This is a genomic window from Mesorhizobium shangrilense, from assembly GCF_040537815.1.
GTDB lineage: Bacteria > Pseudomonadota > Alphaproteobacteria > Rhizobiales > Rhizobiaceae > Mesorhizobium > Mesorhizobium shangrilense.
The window spans coordinates 1,177,107-1,200,119 of record NZ_JBEWSZ010000001.1 but is presented as its reverse complement, the minus strand read 5'-3'; the positions used below and the strand labels follow the sequence as shown (position 1 = coordinate 1,200,119).

19 protein-coding genes and 2 pseudogenes are annotated in these 23,013 nt (G+C 61.6%); 12 read left to right on the top strand and 9 right to left on the bottom strand.

Translation table 11 applies throughout. The features are described 5' to 3' along the window. Nucleotides 1-51: 51 nt before the first annotated feature. Nucleotides 52-1,875 (bottom strand): glutamine--fructose-6-phosphate transaminase (isomerizing), encoded by a 1,824-nt coding sequence (gene glmS / locus ABVQ20_RS06110; RefSeq protein WP_354458648.1) that lies wholly within the window; start codon nt 1,873-1,875, stop codon nt 52-54. 434 nt (nt 1,876-2,309) lie between these two features. On the opposite strand from glmS, the pseudogene ABVQ20_RS06105 reads away from it, so the two are divergent. Further along, nucleotides 2,310-2,677, top strand: a pseudogene (locus ABVQ20_RS06105) (ADP-ribosylation/crystallin J1). Nucleotides 2,678-2,680: 3 nt separating this feature from the next. Here the strand turns inward: ABVQ20_RS06105 and glmU are convergent. Next, nucleotides 2,681-4,057: a bifunctional UDP-N-acetylglucosamine diphosphorylase/glucosamine-1-phosphate N-acetyltransferase GlmU gene (gene glmU, locus ABVQ20_RS06100; protein ID WP_354458647.1), complete on the bottom strand. Its 1,377-nt coding sequence runs from the start codon at nt 4,055-4,057 to the stop codon at nt 2,681-2,683. Nucleotides 4,058-4,604: 547 nt separating this feature from the next. Between glmU and ABVQ20_RS06095 the strand changes: the two genes are divergently transcribed. After that, the gene (locus ABVQ20_RS06095) at nt 4,605-5,099 is read left to right on the top strand and encodes a hypothetical protein (protein WP_354458646.1); all 495 of its coding nucleotides are present in this window, start codon (nt 4,605-4,607) and stop codon (nt 5,097-5,099) included. 159 nt (nt 5,100-5,258) lie between these two features. After that, on the top strand, nt 5,259-5,603 hold the full coding sequence (locus ABVQ20_RS06090) for a hypothetical protein (protein ID WP_354458645.1): 345 nt from the start codon (nt 5,259-5,261) through the stop codon (nt 5,601-5,603). 57 nt (nt 5,604-5,660) lie between these two features. Here ABVQ20_RS06090 and ABVQ20_RS06085 read toward each other — a convergent pair whose 3' ends face one another. Next, on the bottom strand, nt 5,661-6,407 hold the full coding sequence (locus ABVQ20_RS06085) for a cytochrome c biogenesis CcdA family protein (protein ID WP_354458644.1): 747 nt from the start codon (nt 6,405-6,407) through the stop codon (nt 5,661-5,663). A gap of 181 nt (nt 6,408-6,588) precedes the next feature. On the opposite strand from ABVQ20_RS06085, the gene ABVQ20_RS06080 reads away from it, so the two are divergent. From ABVQ20_RS06080 to ABVQ20_RS06040, 9 genes and pseudogenes are all read left to right on the top strand, one after another. Continuing rightward, nucleotides 6,589-6,966 carry a COG4315 family predicted lipoprotein gene (locus ABVQ20_RS06080; RefSeq protein WP_354458643.1) on the top strand — a complete coding sequence of 126 codons (378 nt, stop codon included), beginning with the start codon at nt 6,589-6,591 and terminating at the stop codon, nt 6,964-6,966. Between the two features lie 434 nt (nt 6,967-7,400). After that, on the top strand, nt 7,401-10,019 hold the full coding sequence (gene topA / locus ABVQ20_RS06075) for a type I DNA topoisomerase (RefSeq protein ID WP_354458642.1): 2,619 nt from the start codon (nt 7,401-7,403) through the stop codon (nt 10,017-10,019). Between the two features lie 6 nt (nt 10,020-10,025). Continuing rightward, on the top strand, nt 10,026-12,332 hold the full coding sequence (gene rnr, locus ABVQ20_RS06070) for a ribonuclease R (RefSeq protein WP_354458641.1): 2,307 nt from the start codon (nt 10,026-10,028) through the stop codon (nt 12,330-12,332). Next, entirely contained in the window at nt 12,332-12,760 is a 429-nt protein-coding gene (locus tag ABVQ20_RS06065) for a DUF983 domain-containing protein (RefSeq protein ID WP_354458640.1), read from the top strand. The genes rnr and ABVQ20_RS06065 overlap by 1 nt, the downstream gene beginning before the upstream one ends. A gap of 91 nt (nt 12,761-12,851) precedes the next feature. Further along, nucleotides 12,852-13,592, top strand: coding sequence for an NUDIX hydrolase (locus ABVQ20_RS06060; protein WP_354458639.1), 741 nt, complete (start codon nt 12,852-12,854; stop codon nt 13,590-13,592). Between the two features lie 23 nt (nt 13,593-13,615). Next, entirely contained in the window at nt 13,616-14,791 is a 1,176-nt protein-coding gene (locus ABVQ20_RS06055; RefSeq protein ID WP_354458638.1) for an MFS transporter, read from the top strand. A gap of 116 nt (nt 14,792-14,907) precedes the next feature. Continuing rightward, a pseudogene (locus ABVQ20_RS06050) lies at nt 14,908-15,351 on the top strand (YqfO family protein); the annotation flags it as partial. A gap of 202 nt (nt 15,352-15,553) precedes the next feature. Next, complete coding sequence (rpmG, locus tag ABVQ20_RS06045; RefSeq protein ID WP_006201775.1) at nt 15,554-15,721, top strand: 50S ribosomal protein L33; 168 nt, start codon at nt 15,554-15,556, stop codon at nt 15,719-15,721. A gap of 214 nt (nt 15,722-15,935) precedes the next feature. Next, a complete protein-coding gene (locus ABVQ20_RS06040; protein ID WP_354458637.1) occupies nt 15,936-16,403 on the top strand; it encodes a hypothetical protein in 468 nt (155 codons plus the stop codon). A gap of 124 nt (nt 16,404-16,527) precedes the next feature. Here the strand turns inward: ABVQ20_RS06040 and ABVQ20_RS06035 are convergent, their stop codons facing one another. The 6 genes from ABVQ20_RS06035 to ABVQ20_RS06010 all read right to left on the bottom strand — a co-directional run bounded on the left by ABVQ20_RS06035 (nt 16,528) and on the right by ABVQ20_RS06010 (nt 22,848). Further along, entirely contained in the window at nt 16,528-17,595 is a 1,068-nt protein-coding gene (locus ABVQ20_RS06035; protein WP_354458636.1) for an ABC transporter ATP-binding protein, read from the bottom strand. Nucleotides 17,596-17,598: 3 nt separating this feature from the next. Beyond that, complete coding sequence (locus tag ABVQ20_RS06030; RefSeq protein ID WP_354458635.1) at nt 17,599-18,447, bottom strand: carbohydrate ABC transporter permease; 849 nt, start codon at nt 18,445-18,447, stop codon at nt 17,599-17,601. Then, the gene (locus tag ABVQ20_RS06025; RefSeq protein ID WP_354458634.1) at nt 18,447-19,373 is read right to left on the bottom strand and encodes a carbohydrate ABC transporter permease; all 927 of its coding nucleotides are present in this window, start codon (nt 19,371-19,373) and stop codon (nt 18,447-18,449) included. Before ABVQ20_RS06025 ends, ABVQ20_RS06030 begins: the two co-directional genes overlap by 1 nt. Before the next feature lie 245 nt (nt 19,374-19,618). Then, nucleotides 19,619-20,896: an ABC transporter substrate-binding protein gene (locus tag ABVQ20_RS06020; RefSeq protein ID WP_354458633.1), complete on the bottom strand. Its 1,278-nt coding sequence runs from the start codon at nt 20,894-20,896 to the stop codon at nt 19,619-19,621. 33 nt (nt 20,897-20,929) lie between these two features. After that, complete coding sequence (locus ABVQ20_RS06015) at nt 20,930-22,117, bottom strand: PLP-dependent transferase (RefSeq protein WP_354458632.1); 1,188 nt, start codon at nt 22,115-22,117, stop codon at nt 20,930-20,932. Further along, nucleotides 22,114-22,848: a FadR/GntR family transcriptional regulator gene (locus ABVQ20_RS06010; protein WP_354458631.1), complete on the bottom strand. Its 735-nt coding sequence runs from the start codon at nt 22,846-22,848 to the stop codon at nt 22,114-22,116. The genes ABVQ20_RS06015 and ABVQ20_RS06010 overlap by 4 nt, the downstream gene beginning before the upstream one ends. Nucleotides 22,849-23,013: the final 165 nt, after the last annotated feature.

Here is a 23,013-nt window from a genome sequence, read left to right as displayed (position 1 = left end):
CGCCGGCCGGTTTGGAACTGCGAAGTTTTTAAAGACGGTGCGTCGCTGCGGCTATTCCACCGTCACCGATTTCGCCAGGTTGCGCGGCTGGTCGACGTCGGTGCCCATGAACACGGCGGTGAAATAGGCAAGCATCTGGATCGGCAGCGCATAGATGATGGGCGAAATGATTTCCGGCACGTCGGGCAGGATGATTGTCTCCATCGTCTTGACGCTCGACTGCGCCGCGCCCTTGGCGTCGGTGATCAGGATGATCTTGCCGCCGCGCGCAGCGACCTCCTGCATGTTCGACACGGTCTTTTCAAAAATCCGGTCATGCGGTGCGATGACGATCACCGGCATGTTCTCGTCGATCAGCGCGATTGGGCCATGCTTCAGTTCGCCGGCGGCATAGCCCTCCGCGTGGATATAGGAAATTTCCTTGAGTTTCAGCGCGCCTTCCATGGCCAGCGGGAAATTGGTGTCGCGTCCCAGATAGAGCACGTTCTTGTAATGGGCGAGATCGCGCGAGACCTTCTCGATCTGATGGTCGAGCTTCAGCACCTGGTTGGCATAGCGCGGCGCTTCCGAAAGCTCGCGCACCAGCGTTTTCTCTTGTTCGGCTGAGATCGTCCCCCGCGCTACGCCCGCCCGCACCGCAAGCGATGCGAGCACCGAAAGCTGGCAGGTGAAGGCCTTGGTCGAAGCAACGCCGATCTCCGGGCCAGCCAGCGTCGGCAGCACGACGTCGGACTCGCGCGCCATGGTCGATTCGCGAACATTCACCACGGCGCCGATCTTCATGCCCGCCTTGCGGCAATAGCGCAGCGAGGCCAGCGTGTCGGCGGTTTCACCCGATTGCGAGATGAAGAACGCAGCGTCGTTTTTCGACAGCGGCATTTCGCGGTAGCGGAATTCCGAGGCGACATCGATGTCGACAGGCAGCCGCGCATAGCGCTCGAACCAATATTTGCCGATCAGGCCGGCCAGATAGGCTGTGCCGCAGGCCGAGATTGCCAGCCGGTCGATCTCAGCGAAATCGAACGGCAGTTCGAGCGGCTTTGAAACGCCACCAACGAAATCCAGGTAATTCGCCAGTGTGTGCGAGATCACCTCGGGCTGTTCATGGATTTCCTTCTCCATGAAATGGCGCCTGTTGCCCTTGTCGACCATGAAGCTGGTCGAGAGTGATTGCTGGCGCTTGCGTTCGACCTTTTTGCCGTCGATGTCGAAGATGGCGACGCCATTGCGACGCACCACCGCCCAGTCGCCGTCCTCCAGATAGGTGATCGAATTGGTGAAGGGCGCGAGCGCGATGGCGTCGGAGCCCAGGAACATTTCACCATCGCCATGGCCTACGGCCAGTGGCGGGCCGTTACGCGCGCCGATGATCAGGTCTTCGTCGCCCTTGAACATAATGGCCAGCGCAAACGCACCTTCCAGCCGCTTCAGCGCCTGATGCGCGGCTTCAACCGGCTTCAGCCCCCTGGCCAGCTCGCGCGCCACCAGATGCGCGACGACCTCGGTGTCGGTCTGCGAAGAGAATGCGTAGCCATCGCGGACCAGTTCTTCGCGCAATTCAGCGAAATTCTCGATGATGCCGTTGTGAACGATGGCGACGCCGTCGGAAAAATGCGGATGCGCATTGGTTTCGTTCGGCACGCCATGGGTTGCCCAGCGCGTATGACCAATGCCGATCGTGCCTTCGAGCGGTTCGTTCTTCAGCCGGCGTTCGAGATTGACCAGCTTGCCTTCGGCGCGCCGGCGGCTGAGCTGACCATGTTCGATCGTGGCGACACCGGCGGAATCATAGCCGCGGTATTCGAGCCGTTTCAGCGCATCGACGATGAGTGGCGCGACTTGCGACTGACCGACAATTCCAACGATACCGCACATGCAGACAGCCCCCGATTCCCCGCAGAAAACCCAGCGCTATTTAGGGATGGCCGGTCTACCGCGAAAGTCACATTGCATTTCGTCCCGTATCAGCCGGAACGCTCCTGCACGCATGCATCATGACAGACCGCTCTTGCAATCCCGTTACCACCATCACCAGGATTTTTGCGATTTCCGGGGTGTTGGCCGTTGCCGCCACACGGTATTGCCAGACTGGAGCGCCACGTGGGCAGCAGGCCTCGGCGTTCTGTAGCTTGTTGGCCGCGTGGCGTACTTCGTCGGATATCTATCTGCCCCTTTGAAACGATATCCTGGATTTTTCATTCAGACTGCGGCGGCCCATTGTTGCTGGGCGCACTCGGGCGAATTGTCTACTGTGGCCGGCGTAGAGGGCCCGCGATCAGTTTGCGGCAGTCAAGTCAGGCGGCAAAGCGATGAGTGAAATCAAAGACGTCGTGACGCTGTGGCGCCCGGTCGGCCCCCACGAGCTTGAGCTCATCGAGGGCTCGGGAATGCGGGCGTTTCCGCCGCGCTTGCCTGACCAGCCCATCTTCTATCCGGTCCTGTCCGAAGCCTATGCCGTGCAGATAGCGCGCGACTGGAATGTACCTGCCAGCGGCGCAGGCTATGTCACCCGGTTCGATGTCCTGAAAAGCTTTCTCGACAGGTACCGGTCGAGCACGCCGGCAGCAAGGCGCATCTGGAATACTGGATTCCAGCCGAAGACCTTGCCGATTTCAACCGGGCAATCGTCGGCGAGATCGAGGTGACCGCCGCTTTCGGCAAGGATGCCGCTGGTTAGCAGCTAGTGATCAGCGCCTGACGCCTTCTTCTTCGCGGCCGCGGCCGAAGCGAAGCGCTCGCGCAATTCCTTGCCCTTGCCCGGAATCGTCTTTTGGCGGGCGCGGCCAAAGGCCAGCGCGTCATCCGGCACGCTTTCGGTGATCACGCTGCCGGACGCAATATAGCCGCCCTTGCCGATCGACACGGGTGCCACAAGCGAAGAATTCGAGCCGATGAAGGCGCCCTCGCCGATGTCGGTGAAGAATTTCGAGTAGCCGTCATAGTTGCAGGTGATGGTGCCGGCGCCGATATTGGCGCCTGCACCGACCCGAGCATCGCCGATATAGGTGAGATGATTGACCTTGGCGCCCTCCTCGATGACAGCCTGCTTGACCTCGCAGAAATTGCCGACCTTGGCCTTGTTCCTGAGGTCGGCGCCCGGCCTCAGTCTGGCGAACGGTCCGACATCGCAATTCGATGCGATGGTGGCACCTTCGATATGGCTGAAGGCATGGATTTTTGCGCCGTTGGCGATCTTTACGCCCGGTCCGAACCAGACGTTCGGCTCGACAATCGTGTCGGCGCCAATCTCGGTATCGTGCGAAAAGAACACGGTTTCCGGGGCAATGAGCGTCACGCCGGACAGCATCGCCTCGCGCCGCCGGCGCGCCTGCCAGATACTTTCCGCCTGCGCGAGTTCGGCACGATTGTTGATGCCAAGCGCGTTCTCGAAACTTGCTTCGGTGGCCACGACATCGAGCCCCTGCGCGCCGGCGATCTCGACGATATCGGTGAGATAATATTCGCCCTTGGCATTCTTGTTGCCGACAGCGTCGAGCAGCTTCAGCGCCTGGCTTCCGGCCACCGCCATCATGCCGGCGTTGCAGAAGGTGATCTTCTTCTCCTCCTCGCTGCAATCCTTTTCCTCACGGATGGCGACGAGCTTGCCGCCTTTCTCGATCAGCCGGCCGTAGCCGGCAGGACTGGGCGGGCGGAAGCCGATGACCACGACTGCCGCACCTTCGGCCAGCTTCCGCCGCGCCAGGGTAAGCGCCTCCGGATCGATCAGCGGCGTGTCACCGAACATCACCAGCATATCGTCATACCCCCTGGATATCGCTTCGCGAGCGGCAAGCACGGCATGCGCTGTACCCAGCCGCTTCTCCTGCACGAACATCTCCGCCCTCGGCGCGAATCTCTGCGCTGCCTTGCGCATCTCGTCGGCCCCGTGGCCGATCACCAGCGCCTGGCTGCCGGCACCAGCGGCCTCAGCCGCCTTCACAACATGGGCCACCATAGGTAGCCCGGCGATCTGGTGCAGCACCTTCGGCAGCGCACTCTTCATGCGCGTGCCCTCGCCGGCGGCGAGGATGACGGACAGGCAGGATCTCTGGCTCATGGAATGGCAACCGTATGAAAAGGATTTGGAATCAACGCATGCTAGCAGTGGCGCAATGCTTCACCAATGCGGTTAAATTCCGGTGAGTTTACAGAGCAGCTGACTCTTAATCAGCGGGTCCGCAGTTCGATCCGTCGCGCTCATCACAACAAAATCAGGGATCTAATTTCCTGCTTCGCGACGACTGCCCGGCAGAAACAGAAAGAGGAGCAGTGGCAGCGGCGTGAGGACGACACGCAACCGGATGCTCACAAGCGCAATGCCTTCACGCACCACGCTGGCTGTACAGGGGGCGCGAGTATGGCCGCATCACCACAATCAGAGCGAATAAATACACTTTTTTCCCCGGCTTGTCTGTCGGGCTTTTCCCGGCTCGGGGCGGATAAACCGAACGGAGATGCCCGCTTAAAACCTGACTCACTACGTGGGTGAATCACAATTGTTTAAATTCCGTATCGACCGATGATGAGATCGTTAACTTTGCCATCACGGATTGGTTGTTGGCAAGAAGTAATCGGTACGCACATCTCAGGAAGAGGATGCGGTAATGAAAAAGATCCTTCTCGTCGCAACAATGCTGATTGCCTTTACTGGTTATTCCGACGCCATGTCTGTCGGAAGTGGTAATGGAAACGGCAATGGCAACACCGGTATCGGCAACGGTAACGGCAACGGCAATGGCAACACCGGTATCGGCAACGGTAACGGCAATGGCAATGGCAATATCGGCATCGGCAACGGCAACGGCAACGGCAACGGCAATGCCGGTGTCGGCAACGGTAACGGCAACGGCAACGGCAACACCGGCGTCGGTAACGGCAATGGCAACGGTAACGGCAACACCGGCGGCACTGGCGGCACGGGTGGCACAGGCGGTACTGGTGGCACAGGCGGTACTGGTGGCACAGGCGGTACGGGTGGCACCGGAGGCACGGGTGGCATCGGGAGCAACAGCAGATCCGGATCCTCCCAGTCTGCGGTCTCGGCGGTCTGCGGTGGCTTGCACTCTGGCGATCAGCTCAACACCGTTTGCCCTAAGTAAGAGTAAGAGTAACAAAGAGTAACGTTGGCCGGCAACGGTAATGCTGGCAACGGCACACCGCCGGCCAACGGCAATTGGGCTATCACAGCAGCCGGACCAGCATACCGGGCCGGCAACGGGGGTTTCAAAGGCAAACGGCAACTCTCCGTGAGGTGAACGATGGCCAACAACACATCAACGATCACCGTCCTGCTCATGTTCGCGGTCGCTTTGGCGATCGCGTTTTCCGTGACCTCCGTGATGGCTGGTAGCGGCAATGGGAACGGCAACGGCAACGTCGGTAACGGCAATGGCAACGGCAATTCCGGAAACAACAACGGCAATTTCAACATCGGAAACAACAACGGCAACGACAACACCACCGATGGAAATGGCAACGGGAATGTCGGCAACGACCAGGGCAATGGCGGGGCCAGCAACGGTGCAGCCAACGACGATGCGGCGCGGCTCAAGGCATGGCTTGACAGGCTACAGGAAAGCCTTTCCGGCAACCCGCTTCAGTGAGAAAGGCTTGCAACCGGTTTGATTGGCAATGCCGCCAGTCAACTGCGCTGGTGCTGCCTACCCCAGTCGGCCAAGTACCGGGAAATTTTCCAGCAGCCAATAGGACACGGTCTGTACGCCGCCGGTGAGGAAGAAGATACCGGCGACGACCAGCAATGCCCCAATGGCTTTTTCGACGCGGCCGAGATGGACGCGGAATTTTCCAAGGAAACGCATGAAGGCGCCGGAAAACAGCGCCGCGATCAGGAACGGAATGCCGAGGCCGAGGGAATAGGCGGCAAGCAGCAATGCGCCCTCGCCCACCGTTTCGCGTCCACCGGCAAGCGTCAGGATCGGCCCAAGCACCGGGCCGATGCAGGGCGTCCAGCCGAAGGCGAAAGCCAAGCCCATGACATAGGCGGCGACAGCGCTTGCCGGCTTGCCCTGCGACTGGAAACGCGCCTCGCGTGAGAGCAGTGGAATGCGCAGTATGCCGAGGAAATTCAGACCCATCAGGATGATGAGCACGCCGGCTCCCATCGCCAGCGGCTCCTGCCAGACGCGCAGCAGCCGGCCAATGGTCGAAGCCCCGGCGCCGAGCGCCACGAAGACGGTGGAGAAACCCAGCACGAAAGCGAGCGAGGAATAAAGCAGCGCGCCGCGTGTGCCCTGTCGTGCCGTCACACCCGCATTGCCGCGGAAATCGTCGACCGAAATGCCGGCCATGTAGCAGAGATAGGGCGGCACCAGCGGCAGCACGCAAGGCGACAAGAACGAGATGGCGCCCGCCCCGACCGCGCTGACATAGCCGATATCCAATGCCATTTCCAAGCTCCACTCAGTGGCGCCGATATAGCGACCCCAAGTCTTGTCCACCAATCACCGTTGCGTGGCAAGTCGTCGCTCCGGCCAAGCGGATTGCCCGGAAGAAACAGTCTCTCGGAAGCGTTTGTACAGAGGAGGCCGCGATTTCGCGCGCTTCTTCGGATCACCAGGGAGATTCCTAATGAAAACCATAACAGTCGGGCTGGCGGCGCTTTTGTTGAGCACTGCCGCGTCCTTTGCCGCCCAGGCATGGAAGGAAGCCGATGTCGGAGGCACCAAGATCTTCACCGACGCCAAGGGCATGACGCTCTATTCCTACGACAAGGACGAGAAGGGCAAATCGACCTGCTACGACAAATGCGCCGCCAACTGGCCGCCGCTCAAGGCCGAGGTCGGCGCAAAGACCGAGGGCGAATGGACCGTCATCGACCGAACCGACGGCACCAAGATGTGGGCCTATGATGGCAAGCCGCTCTACACCTTCGTCAAGGACAAGAAGGCCGGAGACATGAGCGGCGAAGGCGTCGCCGGCGTCTGGCACGCTGTGAAGGCCGATTGAGCTCAAACCTGATCACTGCTGTTCCGGCGGCTCCGGTCGCCGGACAGATCATCAAATTCGGCGGCCGTTCTCCGATCCGATCTGTTCAGGGTCCGCGCGCGCAACCCTCGGCCGTCGTGCAACTGATCGTCACGGCGGAACCACCAGCGCATTTTTCGCAAAGGGTGGCGCCGAGCCGACGTTCCCCCTATATTCAACGTGATTTGTTCCTCTCCCGGATTCGTTGTCGGCTTGCCCTCCTGGCGCCAACAACCTGGTTCTCGCCCTGAAATTTCACCCCGCATCCGCCGATTGCATACATCGCACAAGACATGCATTTTGGGCGTTCGCCCTTGACCGGATGCAAAAGCGCGGCCATGTGAGCGACAAATTGAACGAGATTTCGTCGCGCGCAGCGGAATCCTTCTGCCGCACCACAGCTGATATGAGACCTCATGGACGTAGTCGTCGTCGAATCGCCGGCCAAGGCGAAGACAATCAACAAGTACCTCGGAAAGAACTACAAGGTTCTGGCCTCGTTTGGCCACGTCCGTGATTTGCCGGCCAAGGACGGCTCGGTACGTCCGGACGAGGATTTTGCCATGTCCTGGGCGGTTGACACCGCCTCCGGCAAGCGGCTGGCCGACATCGCCAAGGCGGTGAAGGATGCCGACGGCCTTATCCTTGCAACCGATCCGGATCGCGAGGGCGAAGCAATCTCCTGGCACGTGCTGGAGGTGCTCAAGCAGAAGCGTGCGTTGAAGGACAAGACCGTCAGCCGCGTCGTCTTCAACGCCATCACCAAGTCGTCGGTGCTGGAAGCGATGGCCAATCCGCGCCAGATCGATGCGCCGCTGGTCGATGCCTATCTCGCCCGCCGGGCGCTCGACTATCTCGTTGGCTTCACACTCTCTCCAGTGCTGTGGCGCAAATTGCCGGGCGCCCGCTCGGCTGGCCGCGTCCAGTCCGTCGCATTGCGCCTGGTCTGCGACCGTGAATCCGAGATCGAGCGTTTCATCCGCGAGGAATACTGGCAGATCGCCGCACTGCTCGGCACACCGCGCAACGAGACTTTCGAGGCTCGGCTGACCGCGTTCGAGCGCAAGAAGCTGCAGAAGCTCGACATCGCCAACAAGGCGCAGGCCGACGACATCAAGGCGATGCTCGAAGGCGCGACCTTCAAGGTCGCCTCGGTCGAAGCCAAGCCGACAAAGCGCAATCCCGGCCCGCCCTTTACCACCTCGACATTGCAGCAGGCCGCCTCATCGGGCCTGGGCTTTTCGGCCAGCCGCACCATGCAGGTGGCGCAGCGGCTGTATGAAGGCATGGAGATCGGCGGCGAGACCACCGGTCTGATCACCTATATGCGAACCGACGGCGTCCAGATGGCGCCGGAGGCGATCTCGGCCGCACGTGATGCCATTGCCAAGGAGTTCGGTCCCAAATACCTGCCCGAAAAGCCGCGCCAATACACCGCCAAGGCCAAGAACGCCCAAGAAGCGCACGAGGCGATCCGCCCGACGGATTTCATGCGCACTCCGGCATCGGTCAGGCAATATCTCGATTCCGACCAGATGCGGCTCTACGAGTTGATCTGGAAGCGCGCCATCGCCAGCCAGATGCAGCCGGCCGAGATCGAGCGCACCACCGTTGAGATCGAAGCCGTCAACGGCGCGCGCACCGCCGAGCTGCGCGCCATCGGCTCGGTCGTTCGCTTCGACGGCTTCATCGCCGCTTACACCGACCAGAAGGACGACGACGCGGAAGACGAGGAAAGCCGCCGCTTGCCCGAGATCCGCGCCGGCGAGCAGCTAGCCCGTCAAGCGATCAACGCCACACAGCACACGACCGAGCCGCCGCCGCGCTACTCGGAAGCCTCGTTGATCAAGAAGCTCGAAGAGCTCGGCATTGGCCGCCCGTCGACCTATACGGCGATCCTGAAGACACTTGAGGATCGTGACTACGTCACCATCGACAAGCGCCGGCTGGTGCCGCAGGCCAAGGGTCGTCTGCTCTCGGCTTTCCTGGAAAGCTTCTTCGAGCGCTATGTCGAGTACGACTTCACCGCGTCCCTCGAGGAAAAGCTCGACGAGATTTCGGACGGCAAGCTTGCCTGGAAGGATGTGCTGCGCGACTTCTGGAAGGATTTTTCCGGCGCCGTCGCCGACATCAAGGAACTGCGCGTCACCGATGTGCTCGACGCGCTCAACGAGGAACTGGCGCCGCTGGTTTTCCCCACCCGCGAGGACGGTTCCAATCCGCGCATCTGCCCGAAATGCGGCACCGGTAATTTGTCGCTGAAGCTCGGCAAGTTCGGCGCCTTCGTCGGCTGCTCGAACTATCCAGAATGCTCCTTCACCCGCCAGCTCGGCGACGCCGCCAACCCGAATGGCGAGAACGGCGGCGGCGATGACGGCACCAAGGTGCTCGGCAAGGATCCGTACACGGCCGAGGAAATCACGCTGCGAAGCGGCCGCTTCGGCCCCTACATCCAGCGCGGCGACGGCAAGGAAGCCAAGCGCTCCAGCCTGCCCAAGGGCTGGACGCCGGAGTCCATCGACCACGAAAAGGCGCTCGCCTTGCTGGCGCTGCCGCGCGATGTCGGCCAGCACCCTGAATCCGGCAAGATGATTTCGGCCGGGCTCGGCCGCTACGGCCCGTTCGTGCTGCATGACGGAACCTACGCCAACCTCGAAAGCATTGAGGATGTGTTCTCGATCGGACTGAACCGCGCCGTCTCGGTGATTGCCGAGAAGCAGCTGAAGGGCAAGGGTGGCCGCAATGGCGGCACCGCCGCTGCCCTGAAGGAGCTCGGCGAACATCCCGATGGTGGCGGCAAGATCGTCGTGCGTGACGGCAAATACGGACCTTACGTGAATTTCGGCAAGGTCAATGCCACCTTGCCCAAGGGCAAGGATCCGCAGTCGGTAACGATCGAGGACGCGCTGGCGCTGATTGCCGAGAAGGAAGCCAAGGGCGGCGGCGGCAAGAAACCGGTTCGCAAGGCGGCGGCCAAGGCACCGGCGGCAAAGAAAGCGGCTGCCAAGAAACCGGCAGCAAAGAAAAAAGGATAGGTCAGCGTGGCGCGAAGGATCACCGGTAGAGGTCACGGCGATCCGCGCACCGCCGACAACAGGGCCAAGGTCAAGGACGATTACAAGCCCTCGCGCGACGAAATCCTGCGCTACATCGCCGAAAATCCGGATCGCGCGGGAAAGCGCGATATCGCCAAGGCGTTCGCGCTGCGTGGCGACGACCGCATCTGGCTGAAGGACATCCTGCGCGACCTGCAGGACGAGGGCCTGCTGACCAAGGAGCGCAAGAAACTTGCCCGCGTCGGCGCCCTGCCCCATGTAGCGGTACTCGACATTTTTGGCCGCGACGGCGATGGCGTCTTGCTTGCCCACCCGGCGGAAGCCGTCGGCAGCGGCGAGCCGCCCGTCATCTCCATCCGCGTTTCGCGAAGCGGCAATGGCCCGGCGCCGGGCATCGGCGACCGCGTGCTGGCCAAGACCTTCCCGACCGACGACGCGACCGGCCCCGCTTACACCGGTCGGGTGATGAAGATTTTCGAGAAGCGCACCGATGCGGTCCTGGGTGTGTTTCGCATTCTGCACGATGGCACCTTCCGCATCGAGCCGGTGGAGCGACGCCAGCCGGAACTGATCGTCGACAAGGAATTCCAGAACGGCGCGAAGAACGGTGATCTGGTCGAAGTCGAGCCGGCGCGAGCCTCCCGCTTTGGGCTGCCCAGGGCCAAGGTGCTGGCGGTGTTGGGCTCGCTGACCAGCGAAAAGGCGGTCTCGATGATCGCCATCCACGCCCACGATATCCCGCACATCTTTCCAGCCGACGTCATCGCGGAGTCCGAGGCCGTCGAGCCGGCCACGCTTGCCCATCGCGAGGACTGGCGCGACCTGCCCTTGCTCACCATCGACCCGGCCGACGCCAAGGACCACGATGATGCGGTGTTTGCGACGCCGGACGACGATGAGAAAAACCCCGGCGGCGTGGTCGCCACCGTGGCTATTGCCGATGTCGCCGCCTATGTCCGCTACGGCAGCGCGCTCGACCGAGAAGCGCTGAAGCGTGGCAATTCGGTCTATTTTCCCGATCGCGTCGTGCCGATGCTACCCGAGCGTATCTCCAACGACCTCTGTTCGCTGCGTGAAGGCCAGGATCGGCCAGCCTTGGCGGTCCGCATGGTTTTTTCGGCTGAAGGCCGCAAGATCAGGCATTCCTTCCACCGCGTCATGATGAAGTCGGCGGCAAAACTCTCCTACCAACAGGCACAGGCCGCGATCGACGGAGCCCCGGACGACAAGACTGGCCCGATCCTCGACAGCGTTCTGAAGCCGCTCTGGGACGCCTACGCTGTCCTGAAGCGCGGCCGCGACGGCCGCCAGCCGCTGGAACTGGACCTGCCGGAGCGCAAGATCATTCTGAAGCCGGACGGAACCGTCGACCGCGTCGTCGTGCCGGAGCGGCTCGACGCCCACAAGCTGATCGAAGAATTCATGATCCAGGCCAATGTCGCGGCCGCGGAGACATTGGAGGCGAAAAAGCAGGCGCTGGTCTTCCGCGTTCATGACGCGCCATCGCTGGCCAAGCAGGAATCGCTGCGCGAATTCCTGCAGACGCTTGGATTGTCGCTGGCGCGGGGCGCGCAGATGCGGCCTGCCCAGTTCAACGGCATTCTGGAGCGTGTTCGCGGCGACGACAATGAAGGACTGGTCAACGAGGTGGTCCTGCGCTCGCAGAGTCAGGCCGAATATTCGCCCAAGAATATCGGCCATTTCGGCCTTAACCTGAAGCGCTATGCGCATTTCACTTCGCCGATCCGCCGTTATGCGGATCTCATAGTGCATCGCGGACTTATTGCCGCACTGGGTCTCGGCCCAGGCGGACTGACACAGGATGAGGAGGCGCGGCTCGAAGATGTCTCGGTGCTGATTTCCGGCACGGAACGCCGAGCCATGGCCGCCGAGCGCGACACGGTCGACCGGCTGATCGCCGCCTATCTTGCCGAGCGTATCGACGACCGTTTCGACGCACGCATTTCAGGCGTCACCAAGTCAGGACTTTTTGTCCAATTGCCGCAGTTCGGCGCGGATGGTTTCATCCCGGTGTCAACCTTGGGCGGCGATTACTATATATACGACGAAGCGGCTCGCTCGCTTTTCGGAGAACGCAGCGGCAAGGGCTACCAACTGGCTGATCGTGTCGAGGTTCGCCTGATCGAGGTAGCGCCCATGGCCGGAGCGATGCGCTTCGAGATGTTGACCGACCCGAAGCCCCTGCCAGGCTCCAAGCGGTCGTTTCACAAGGCTAAGGGCCGCGCCCGCGCGTCGCAATCGCGTCCAGGTTCGCGCGGCAGGAGACGATGATGGAACAACAGGTTTTCGGTGGCGAGCATCACTCGGGCCGGACAGCCCGTCCGCTGTGGACGGCCATGAAGCGCGGCATGCTTGGCCGCTGCCCGAATTGTGGCGAAGGCAAGCTGTTTCGCGCCTTCACCAAGACCGTCGAAACCTGCAGTGTCTGCGGCGAGGAGATACATCACCATCGCGCGGACGACCTTCCTGCCTATCTCGTGATCGTCATTGTCGGCCACATCATTCTCGGCGCCTTCATGGGGGTCGAGGCGACCTCGACGCTCTCCACCTGGCAGCACATCGTCATCTGGGTGCCGCTGACGATCCTTTTGTCGCTTGCACTGCTGCAGCCTGTGAAAGGTGCCGTCATCGGGCTGCAATGGGCCTTCTATATGCACGGCTTTGGTGGCGAACACGACGTGATAGAGCCCCATTCCTGAGCTTAGGTCGCGGCCAGAACGCAGCCTGGTGCAACAGACCGACCGTGAAAGGCCACTTTCGCTTGCCCGAAGTTTCCGCTAGGTCCTGCGCATGGACGGTATGACCAAGGCGGAAGTCGACAGGATCGAGCGGAGCATGATCGCTCATAGCGACAAGCCAATTCGCCCGCGCGACGCGGCGACCCTTATCCTTCTGGACCGCAAAGGCGAGGAATTCCTCGTCCTGATGGGACGCCGCCATGCCAACCATGCCTTCATGCCTGGGAAATTCGTGTTTCCAGGTGGCCGCACCGACCCGGCCGACAGCCGTATCCCCGCAGCCAGCGCTCTGCACCGCGATGAAGAAATGAAGTTGCTTGCTGGTCCCGGCCGCACAAGCGCGACCCGCGCCCGCGCCATCGCGTTGTCCGCAATCCGCGAGACCTACGAGGAAGCCGGGTTGCTGATCGGCCGGAAAGGCGCCTTCACCACCGATAGCAGCGACTGGCAGGGTTTTGTCGAACACGGCGTGCAACCCTGCCTGGACATGCTGCGCTTCGTCGCGCGCGCCATCACGCCGCCCAACCGGGTGCGCCGCTTCGACACCCGCTTCTTCAGCGCCTGGCGCGACGACGTCGCGGTCGAACTGCCGGACGGCGGCCCGACCAACGAACTCGAGGAACTGGTCTGGCTGCCGCTTGCCAAGGCCAGGGAAGCTGAAATACCCGACATTACCCGAATGATCCTGGACGAGCTGGAAAACCGCCTCGCTCATGATCCGCTGCTGCGTCCGGGCGGTCCCGTGCCCTTCTATCGGCTTGTCCGCAACCGCTTCACCCGCGAAATTCTGTAAAACATCGAGTATTCAGACATCACATGACGGTCGATACCCAACCACAGGGCGACGAACGCGTACACTGGCTGCCGATGGTGGCGGCGATCTCGTCGATCAGCGTCGTCGGCATTGCCATCGGCCTTGGCATGCCGCTGCTCAGCGTCATCCTGGAAACACGCGGCCATTCAGCGTCGATGATCGGCCTCAACACCGCCGTAGCCGGCCTTGCTTCGATCGCAGGCGCTCCGCTTGCCACGCCACTCGCCATGCGGTTCGGCGTCGCCTGGACCATGATTGGCATGATCGCCGCCGGCGCGCTGGCCTTCGTCGGCTTTCATTTCGCGCCGGATTTCTGGATGTGGTTTCCCCTGCGCATCGTGCTGCATATCGCACTGACGGTGCTGTTCATCCTGTCTGAGTTCTGGATCAGCACCTCGGCGCCGCCACACCGGCGCGGGCTGGTGCTGGGTATCTACGCCACCGTTCTGTCGCTCGGCTTTGCTGCGGGGCCATGGATCTTCGCCCATCTCGGCAGTTCCGGCTTCAGGCCCTTCGGCGTCATCATCGTATTGGTGACATTGGCAGCCATACCGGTGCTGGCGGCGCGCAACGAGAGCCCGACAATCGTCTCGGACGGCGAAACCAGCAATTTCCTGCGCTACATATGGCTGGTGCCAACGGCGACCGCCGCCGTCCTCGTGTTCGGCGCCGTCGAGACCGGCGGCTTCGCGCTGTTCCCGGTCTATGGCAACCGCATCGGCTATTCCGAAGCCGACGCGGCACTTCTCCTGACCATGATCGGCCTCGGCAACGTGCTGTTGCAGATTCCCATCGGCATGATCAGCGACCGCGTCAGCGACCGCCGCTATCTGCTGCTTGCCTGCGCCACTGTGGGGTTCGCAGGCACGATCTTCATGCCCTTCTTCGCCCAGAACTGGCACCTGATGGCGGCACTTCTGTTCGTCTGGGGCGGCGTCGTCGCAGCCATGTACACGATCGGCCTCGCCCATCTGGGTTCCCAGCTTTCCGGCCACGAACTGGCCTCCGCCAACGCCGCCTTCGTGCTGTGCTACGGCGTCGGCATGGTGCTCGGTCCGCAGGCGATAGGCATCGGCATGGATGCGTTCGGACCGTCCGGCTTCGGCTGGTCTCTCGGTCTGTTTTTCGCGGCCTATATGGTGCTCGTCGGCGCCAGGCTTATCCGCAAGATCCTCTGAGCATGGGCTGCGTGGCCTCGCATTCACGATGACACGGCGACAGGCTGCTGACAGAACCGTGTCAGGAGCTCCCGGCTATAAGGAGACCTCAAAACACCTGAGTTGAGGACACTCCAATGATCGACAGCGGCTTTGAAACCACTTCGTTGCGCATGACACTACTCCTGCTTGTGACCTTTCAGGCGCCCGCCGCCGATGTCGACCGCATCATGGAAGCGGTGGTCGCGATCACCCCGCTGCGCATGGGCAAGTATGATCGCAATGCCTACCAGTCGGCTGATGGTATCGAACGCTACAGGCCGCTTGAAGGTGCTGCCGCCGGCCCGGAGACCGAATTGCGCAGACGCCCTGGCACGGTCGAGATTTCATTCGAATTGCCTGACGACCAGGCGCTGGCCGCCCGCGTCGTCGAAGCGATCTTCCAGGCGCATAGCTATCAGGAACCGGCGATCCGCATCCAGCCTATCCTTGCCAGCCGCTCCAAGGGACTGGACGATCGCGCCAATCCGAATCGCTGGTGGAACACCACCGGCGACTGGAAAAAGGCTGCCGCGCCGGCCAGGATAGAGGCAAACCGGGAGGTATTTCCGGCTGCCGACACCTCGATCAACGTCGCGATGTCGCCCGCCGCCGACCAGTTCCAGGACCATCGGGCTTGACTTTCCAGGCACGTTCTTTATGTGTCGCGCCAAGTTTCCCGCGTCCGGGTGTTTGCCCGTGCTCCAGCGGCCAAAACTCCACGAACATTAATGGACTGATATCATGGCCAAAGCCGCAAACATCAAGATCAAGCTTCTGTCGACCGCTGACACCGGTTTCTTCTACGTGACCAGCAAGAACAGCCGCACCAAGACCGACAAGCTGTCGTTCCGCAAGTACGATCCGGTCGCCAAGAAGCACGTCGAATTCAAGGAAACCAAGATCAAGTAATCTGGTTTTCCCGGAATGCCAAAACGCCGCCTATCGGGCGGCGTTTTTCGTTTTCAGGCTATTGAATTCATTGTTTTTTCTATTCTCGCCATATCGGCTACCCGACAGTCCTTCCCCCGGCTAGCCACATTGTAGCCCCGGCAAATTTGGCACGGCTTTTGTGGAGGGGGCGGTTGTTGCGTTTGTTGCCGGTCGAGGAAACGGGGGCAACGACATGAGAATACTGGCCGCGCTTTATTTATGCGCCGCATCCGCTACCGTCGCCCACGGCGAAACCCTTGGCTACGGCTCCCGCGCCGGCATGGAGGTGACGGTGGTGAGCAAGTCGAATATAGGCACGTCCCACGCCATCATAAATGTCAAACACACGAAGGCGAACGCTGTCACGTACTGCCGCGACTACGTCGGCAAGGTCACGCCCAGATGCGTGTCGGATGAATTGAAGGTGCCCCTCGCCGCGTCAATCTCGGCTAACTGCAAAACCGGAGAGTTCAGCACGTTGAATAGCGAAGGGTTTACGTTTTCCGGTCCCAACCCGAACTACGATCCCAACGATTCGGTGTCGCAACCTGAATATCGCCTCCTGAACTCGAATGGCGAAGCGATCGGCGGAAGTTCGGCGGACGGCTACAACGTGGCTTTGGACCAGTTCAAGGCGCTCTGCCCTGGAAGCGTCAAATAGACATTCTTCCGGCCACTCGCGCATGGACGGAGCCCCGCTATCTTGAAGGTGCACCTTGGCGCGATCTCACCTATCCTTGGCGCACCGCCTTGAAACCCTCGCACCGCAACTGATCGGTTCCGCCCTACCCGATGCGATCGCCGCTCTTGGGGTCGAACAGGTGAAGCGCCGCTGGATCAGCCGATAGCCGCACCATGTCGCCTGGCCTCACATTGCTGCGCCCCATGGCGAAGACGCAAACCTGCTGGTTGGCAAGCTTGACGTAGAACTGCGTCGACAGGCCAAGCGGTTCGACCACCTCGACCTCCGCCTTGAGCGACCCGTCCTCGGTCAGATGGATATGCTCCGGCCGCAGCCCGATGGTCAGTGCGTCGCCGTCCTTCAATGGCAATCCATCGGGCAGTGAGAGCGCCTGGCCGTCGGCCAGCACCGCGCTCGTCTTGCCGTCCTTGCGCACCGTCGCCGGCAGGAAATTCATGCCGGGCGAGCCGATGAAGCCGGCGACGAATATGTTGACCGGCCGATCGTAAAGCTCCAGCGGCGCGCCGACCTGCTGAACGAAGCCGTCATGCATGACGACGATGCGGTCGGCCATGGTCATCGCTTCGATCTGGTCGTGTGTGACGTAGACCGAGGTGGTCTTCAATTGCTGGTGCAATGCCTTGATCTCGGCCCGCATATGGACGCGCAGCTTGGCATCGAGATTGGACAGCGGCTCATCGAACAGGAAGACCTTCGGATCGCGCACGATGGCGCGGCCCATGGCGACGCGCTGGCGCTGGCCGCCGGAAAGCTGGCGCGGCAGGCGCTGCAGGAAGGTATCGAGGCCCAGCCGGCTGGCCGCGCTGCCGACGCGCTTGTCGATCGTCGCCTTCTCCGCCTTCTTCAAGAGCAGGCTGAAGCCCATGTTCGACGAAACGTCCATATGCGGGTAGAGCGCGTAGGACTGGAACACCATGGCGATGTCGCGATCCTTGGGCGCAACGTCGTTGACCAGCCGCTCGCCGATGCGGATTTCGCCGTCCGAGACCTCTTCAAGACCGGCGATCATGCGCAGCAGGGTCGATTTCCCGCAGCCGGACGGGCCGACCAGCACGACGAACTCGCCGTCTGCAATCTCGAGGTCGACACCGTGAAGGATCCGTACCGAACCGTAGTTCTTCGCGACTTTTTGCAGTGTAACGGAAGCCATCGATTATCCTTTGACCGCGCCGGCGGTAAGGCCGGTCACGAGATAGCGTTGCAGGAAGGCGAAGAAGATGCAGACCGGGATCAGCGCCAGGATGGACGCAGCCATCATCTGTCCCCAATCGACGGCGAACTTGCCGATATAGGTGAGCAGGCCAACCGCGAAGGTCTTCTTGTCGTCGCTGGAGATCAGCATCAGCGCGAACAGCAGCTCGCTCCACGCGGCGGTGAAGACGAAGCCAAGCGTCGCGCCCATGCCGGGCAGCGTCAGCGGCACGATCACCTTGCGCATTGCCTGGGCACGCGTGCAGCCGTCGATCATCGCCGCCTCTTCAAGATCCTTCGGGATGCCGTCGAAGAAAGACTGCATCAGGAAGGTGGCAAAGGCGGTGTTGAAGGCGGTGTAGATGATGATCAGCCCGATCAGGCTGTTGGTGAGGCCAAGCTCGCCCATGACGCGGTAGATCGGCGGAATGACCATCACCAGCGGGAAGGTCTGGGTCAGAAGCAGCATGATGGCGAGCGCCGCCTTGCCGCGGAAGGTGAAGCGCGACATGGCATAGCCGGCGAGCGTGGCGATCACGGTCACCAGTGCCGCCGTCGCCACCGAAACGATCACGCTGTTCAGGAAATAGCGAGGGAAATCAGAGGCTTCCAGAACCGTGTAGAAATTCTGGAACGTCGTCTGCGAGGGCCACAAGGTGATGCCCTCTGAATAGAGCAACCGTTCCGGCGTGACCGATATCTTCAGCGTCCAGAAGATCGGGAACAGCGCGAAGATCATATAGGCCGCAATGGCGCCATAGAGGCCGATGCCGCCGACGATGCGCGAAGAGGTGGAGCGTCCAGCGATCATCAGACATGCCTCACAAGCGAGCGCCGGATACCGATCAGCGCGATAGCATAGACAATGAGCAGCGCGAGCAGCAGCACCGCCACCGCCGAAGCGTACCCCTTGTCTAGCGACTTGAAGGCGCTGACGTAGACGTAAACCGGCACAGTGTTGGTCGAGCCGGCGGGACCGCCTCCCGTCATCACGAAGATCAGGTCGGCGAAGGTGGCGATCCAGATTGTGCGCAGCATGACGGTGATGACGATGGTCGGCGCCAGGAATGGCAGCGTCACCTTGCTGAAGCGCTGCCATGGCGAGGCGCCGTCGATCGCCGCCGCCTCATGCAATTCCGCGGGGATCGACTTCAGTGCAGCGAGCAGCGTGATGGCGAAGAACGGGATGCCGAACCAGATGTTGGCGATGATCGGCCCCCACATGGCGGTGGCGGGATCGGACAGGATACTGGTGGACGGATCAGACCTGAGCCCCAATACGAAAAGCCAGTGCGGCAGCGGCCCGATGATGGGATTGAACAGCCATGCCCAGGTCAGGCCCGACAGGAAGGATGGCACCGCCCAGGGCAGGAAGACCACCGCCTGAACGAGCTTGCGTCCGATGAACGGTTTGTCGAGCAGCAGCGCCAGGCCGAGGCCCAGGAAAAACTGGAAGAAAAGACTGGCGACCGTCCACCACAGCGTGTTGACAAGCGCCTGCCCCAGCACCGCGTCGGACAGCATGGCGTGGTATTGGCCAAGGCCGACAAATTCGGATTTGAAAGCAGAGAATTTGCGGAACGAATAGCTGATGCCGATGATGAGCGGCACCACCAGAACGACGATCAGAAGCACGATCGCCGGGCTGAGATAAAGCCATGGCTCGACCGCCGCATAGGACAGCCGCTTGCGGCGCGAGGCGCCGGCGGATCGTATTTCGGGGACGGCATAGGTCATGGATAGCTCTACGTTGAGAGGTGAATGCCGCGTAGGCGACAGCGCCCTTCCCGGGTCACGGGTGAGGCGTGGTCCGCGCATCGCCCGAAAAGCCAACTGCCTGGCTTTTCGCCCGGAGCGGCTGCGAAGGGGGCAGGATGCCTGCGGGCGGATGGGGGCAGCGCGAACCTTGGGGTGCTGACGCCGCCCTCATCCGGCCCTTCGGGCCACCTTCTCCCCGCAAACGGGGAGAAGGAAGAGGCGCCCTACTTCTTGTTCTTGGCCATCCAGTCCTGCTGCTCCTTGGTCAGGAAAGCAGCCCATTCGTCGGCAACGTCCTTGGCCGTCTTCTGGCCAAGCAGAACTTCCTGGAAGTTCTTGATCGCGACCTGGTCGACGAAGTTGCCGAGATTTTCCAGGTGGGTCGGCGGCGTCACCATTTCGTATTTGCTGGGGTCGCTCAGTTCCTCGAACCAGCCCTTGAACTGCTCGGTCTTGAAGTGCGCGTCCTGATCGGCGCCATTGTGGATCGGAATGACACCAACTTCCTTGGCCCAATCAAGATTGTCCTTAGGGGACAAAAGGGTCGCCATCAGCTTCCAGGCGTCGTCCTTGTGCTGCGAATTGGCGAACATTGCCCAGCCGCCATAGCCCAGCGTCGGGAACGACTTGCCCGTTGGCCCAACCGGCATCGGCGCCACGGCAAAATCATCAGCGCTCATCTTGTCGGCAATGCCGAGCAACGCATCCGGATCCTGGTTGATCATGGCGCAGGTGCCCGAATAGAAACCGGTGACGGTTTCGTTGAAGCCCCAGCTGACGGCATCCTTCGGCGCAAGGCCGTCCTTGTACATGTCGGCCAGCATCTGAAGGCCCTTGACCGATCCCGGATCGTTCATGGTCGACGTGCCGTCGGCGTTGAAGTAGCCGCCCTTCCCGTCCGCGATGTTCATGAACATGTGCATTCCGTTGAAGCCGCCGGGGCCGCCGCGCAGGCAGTAGCCATATTTGCCCGGCAGTGCCGAAATCTTTTTGGCGTCCGCGATGAATTCATCGAGCGTCGCGGGCGGACCGTCGAGACCAGCCTGCTTGAACAGTTTCTTGTTCCAGAACAGCGCGTTCACGTAGTAGCCATAGGGGATCATGTACTGCGTGTTGTTGACGGTGGAACCGAACTCCTTGGCCCGCTCGCCCAGCGTCTTGGCGTCAGCCCATTTGGCCATGTAGGGACCGAGATCCTCGAGCTGGCCATTGTTGGCGTAAAGGCCCATCCAGCGCTCCGGCATCTCGACCACGTCAGGCGTATCGCCGGCCTGCACCATGGTGAGGAATTTCTCGAAAGCCTGCCCCCAGGGCAGCGAGACCAGATCGACCTTGACGCCCGGATTGGCCGCCTCGAACTCGGCGATCTGTTTTTTCAGGAATTCCGTGCGCGGCGGGCTGGTGATCACCTCGACCATCTTGAGGGTCGTATCCGCCATCGCGGTTCCGGCGGAGATCGCCAGGCCCGCGGCCGCTGCAAGCATCACGCTCAGTCGTTTCATCTTGAACACTCCCATTTCAGTTTGCTGCTCCAGTTATTTTTTTGCTTTTTCGAAGGCCTGGGCCACATCCGCCCAGAGATCCTCGACATTTTCCAATCCGACATTGAAGCGGATGGTTCGGGGGCTGACGCCGAAGCGCGCCATCGAATTCACGCCCGGCGTCTGCTCGAGCGACGCCTTGGCAGGGACGACAAGGCTCTCATGCCCACCCCAGCTGACGCCGATGCGGAAATATTTCAGCGCATCGACGAAGACGGGGATGTCGATATCTTCGGTCACCTCGAACGAGAACAGGCCCGCATAGCCGGCAAGCGTGGCCTTGCCAGGATGGTTCGAATAGACGGGATGGTTGACCCGCTCCACATTGCCATGCGCCTTCAGCCGTTCGGCGATGGTCAGGCCGCTCTTCATGTGGTGTGGCAATCGCAGCGGCAGCGTGCGCAGCCCGCGCAACAGGAGCCAGGCCTCGAAGGGAGAAAGCTTGCCGCCAAGAAAGGAATAGGTCTGCTCGTTGATATGCTTGATATGAGCCGATGAACCCGCCACGACGCCGGCGACCGTATCACTATGGCCGCCGAGATATTTCGACGCCGAGTGAAGGACCAGGTCCACGCCGTGCAGGATCGGCTTCTGGAAAACCGGCGTCGCCCAGGAATTATCGATCGTGGTGATGATGCCCTGTTCCTTCGCCAACCGGGTCAGATGAGGCAGGTCCTGAAGCTCGAACATCATCGAGGTCGGGCTTTCGAGATAGAGCAGCTTTGCGCCGGGAAGTGCCGCCGCGACCGCATCCGGGTCCGAGCCGTCGACATAGTCGACCTTGATGTTCATCCGCGGCAGCAACCGCTCGAACAGCCGGTAGGCATCGCCGTAGCAATTGCGCACCGCCACTATCCGCTCACCCGCCCCGACGAACGCGAGCACGGTGGCGCTGATGGCCGCCATGCCGCTGGAAAAGCCGCGCGCGGCTTCGGCACCCTCAAGCGCCGCCACGCGGCTCTCGAACTCCATCACCGTCGGATTGTCGCCGCGCGAATAGATCGGCTGGCGTCGTTTGCCGGCGAATGTGTCGGCCATCTCGGCATAGTTGGCAAAGGTGAACAGCGAGGTCTGGTAGATCGGCGGCACCACCGCGCCACCCGGAAACGGCTCGTCGTGAGCCAGAAGCGTTGCCGCCTCGGCGAGATAGTCGTGATCGAAACCGGTTGGGTGCTCGTTCATTTCAGGTCCAGGAGTTTGAGTTTGGCGGCGCCACGCTTGAGGTCGTTCTCTACGGTGGCGATCAGCTTCAGCGCCTCGGCGCGTGCGCCCTCGGGGTCACCGTCGGCGATGCGCTCGTAGATGGTGCGATGGTAGGGAAAGCTGGCGTGGCCAAAATCGCGCACACCGAGCGGGTGCTCCCAGAAGCGGTGGAACAATTCGTGCATGGCGGAGATGATCTGCTCGAACAACGGGTTGCCCGAGACCCGGTAGATCGCCTGGTGAAATTCCCAGTCCTCATCCGACGACATGCCGTCACGCATGAGAAAAGCCTGCTCCATGGCGTCCAGCTTGCGAGCGATCTCCGCGATATCCGCCAGGCTTGCGCGCTCAGCGCAAAGTGCTGCCGCTTCTGCCTCCAGCGCACGGCGGATTTCCAGCGTCTGCATCAGGCTGGTGAAATCATTGCCGCCCGCCAGCGTCAGCGGCATATGCAGCATGTCGGCCGATACAGCCGCCTTGAGATAGGTGCCGCTGCCTTGCCGCCGTTCGACAAGGCCCAGCCCCTCCCAGCGCGTCAGCGCCTCGCGCACCGTATTGCGGCTGACCTTCAGCCGCTCGGCGAGAATGCGTTCGGTCGGAAGTTTTTCGCCGGGCTGCAAGGCCTCGGCACTGACAAAGCCCACCAACGCTTTCAGCACGGCGTCGTCGCGCGCCGTCGTCTGTATGGGTGGCAGGCTGTTCTGGTCCACAAATCCTCCAAGTGGTTCAATGGCCCAACCAATTTCTGCACAGAAGAAAGCTCCTGTCAACCAAATGTCAGGAGCGAGAACGGCTTTCACCGGAAATCGCGAGCCGAGAGCTGGGCGGCAGACATGCAGATAGGCGCCGCGACGCGACGGCCAGCTTCAAGGGCC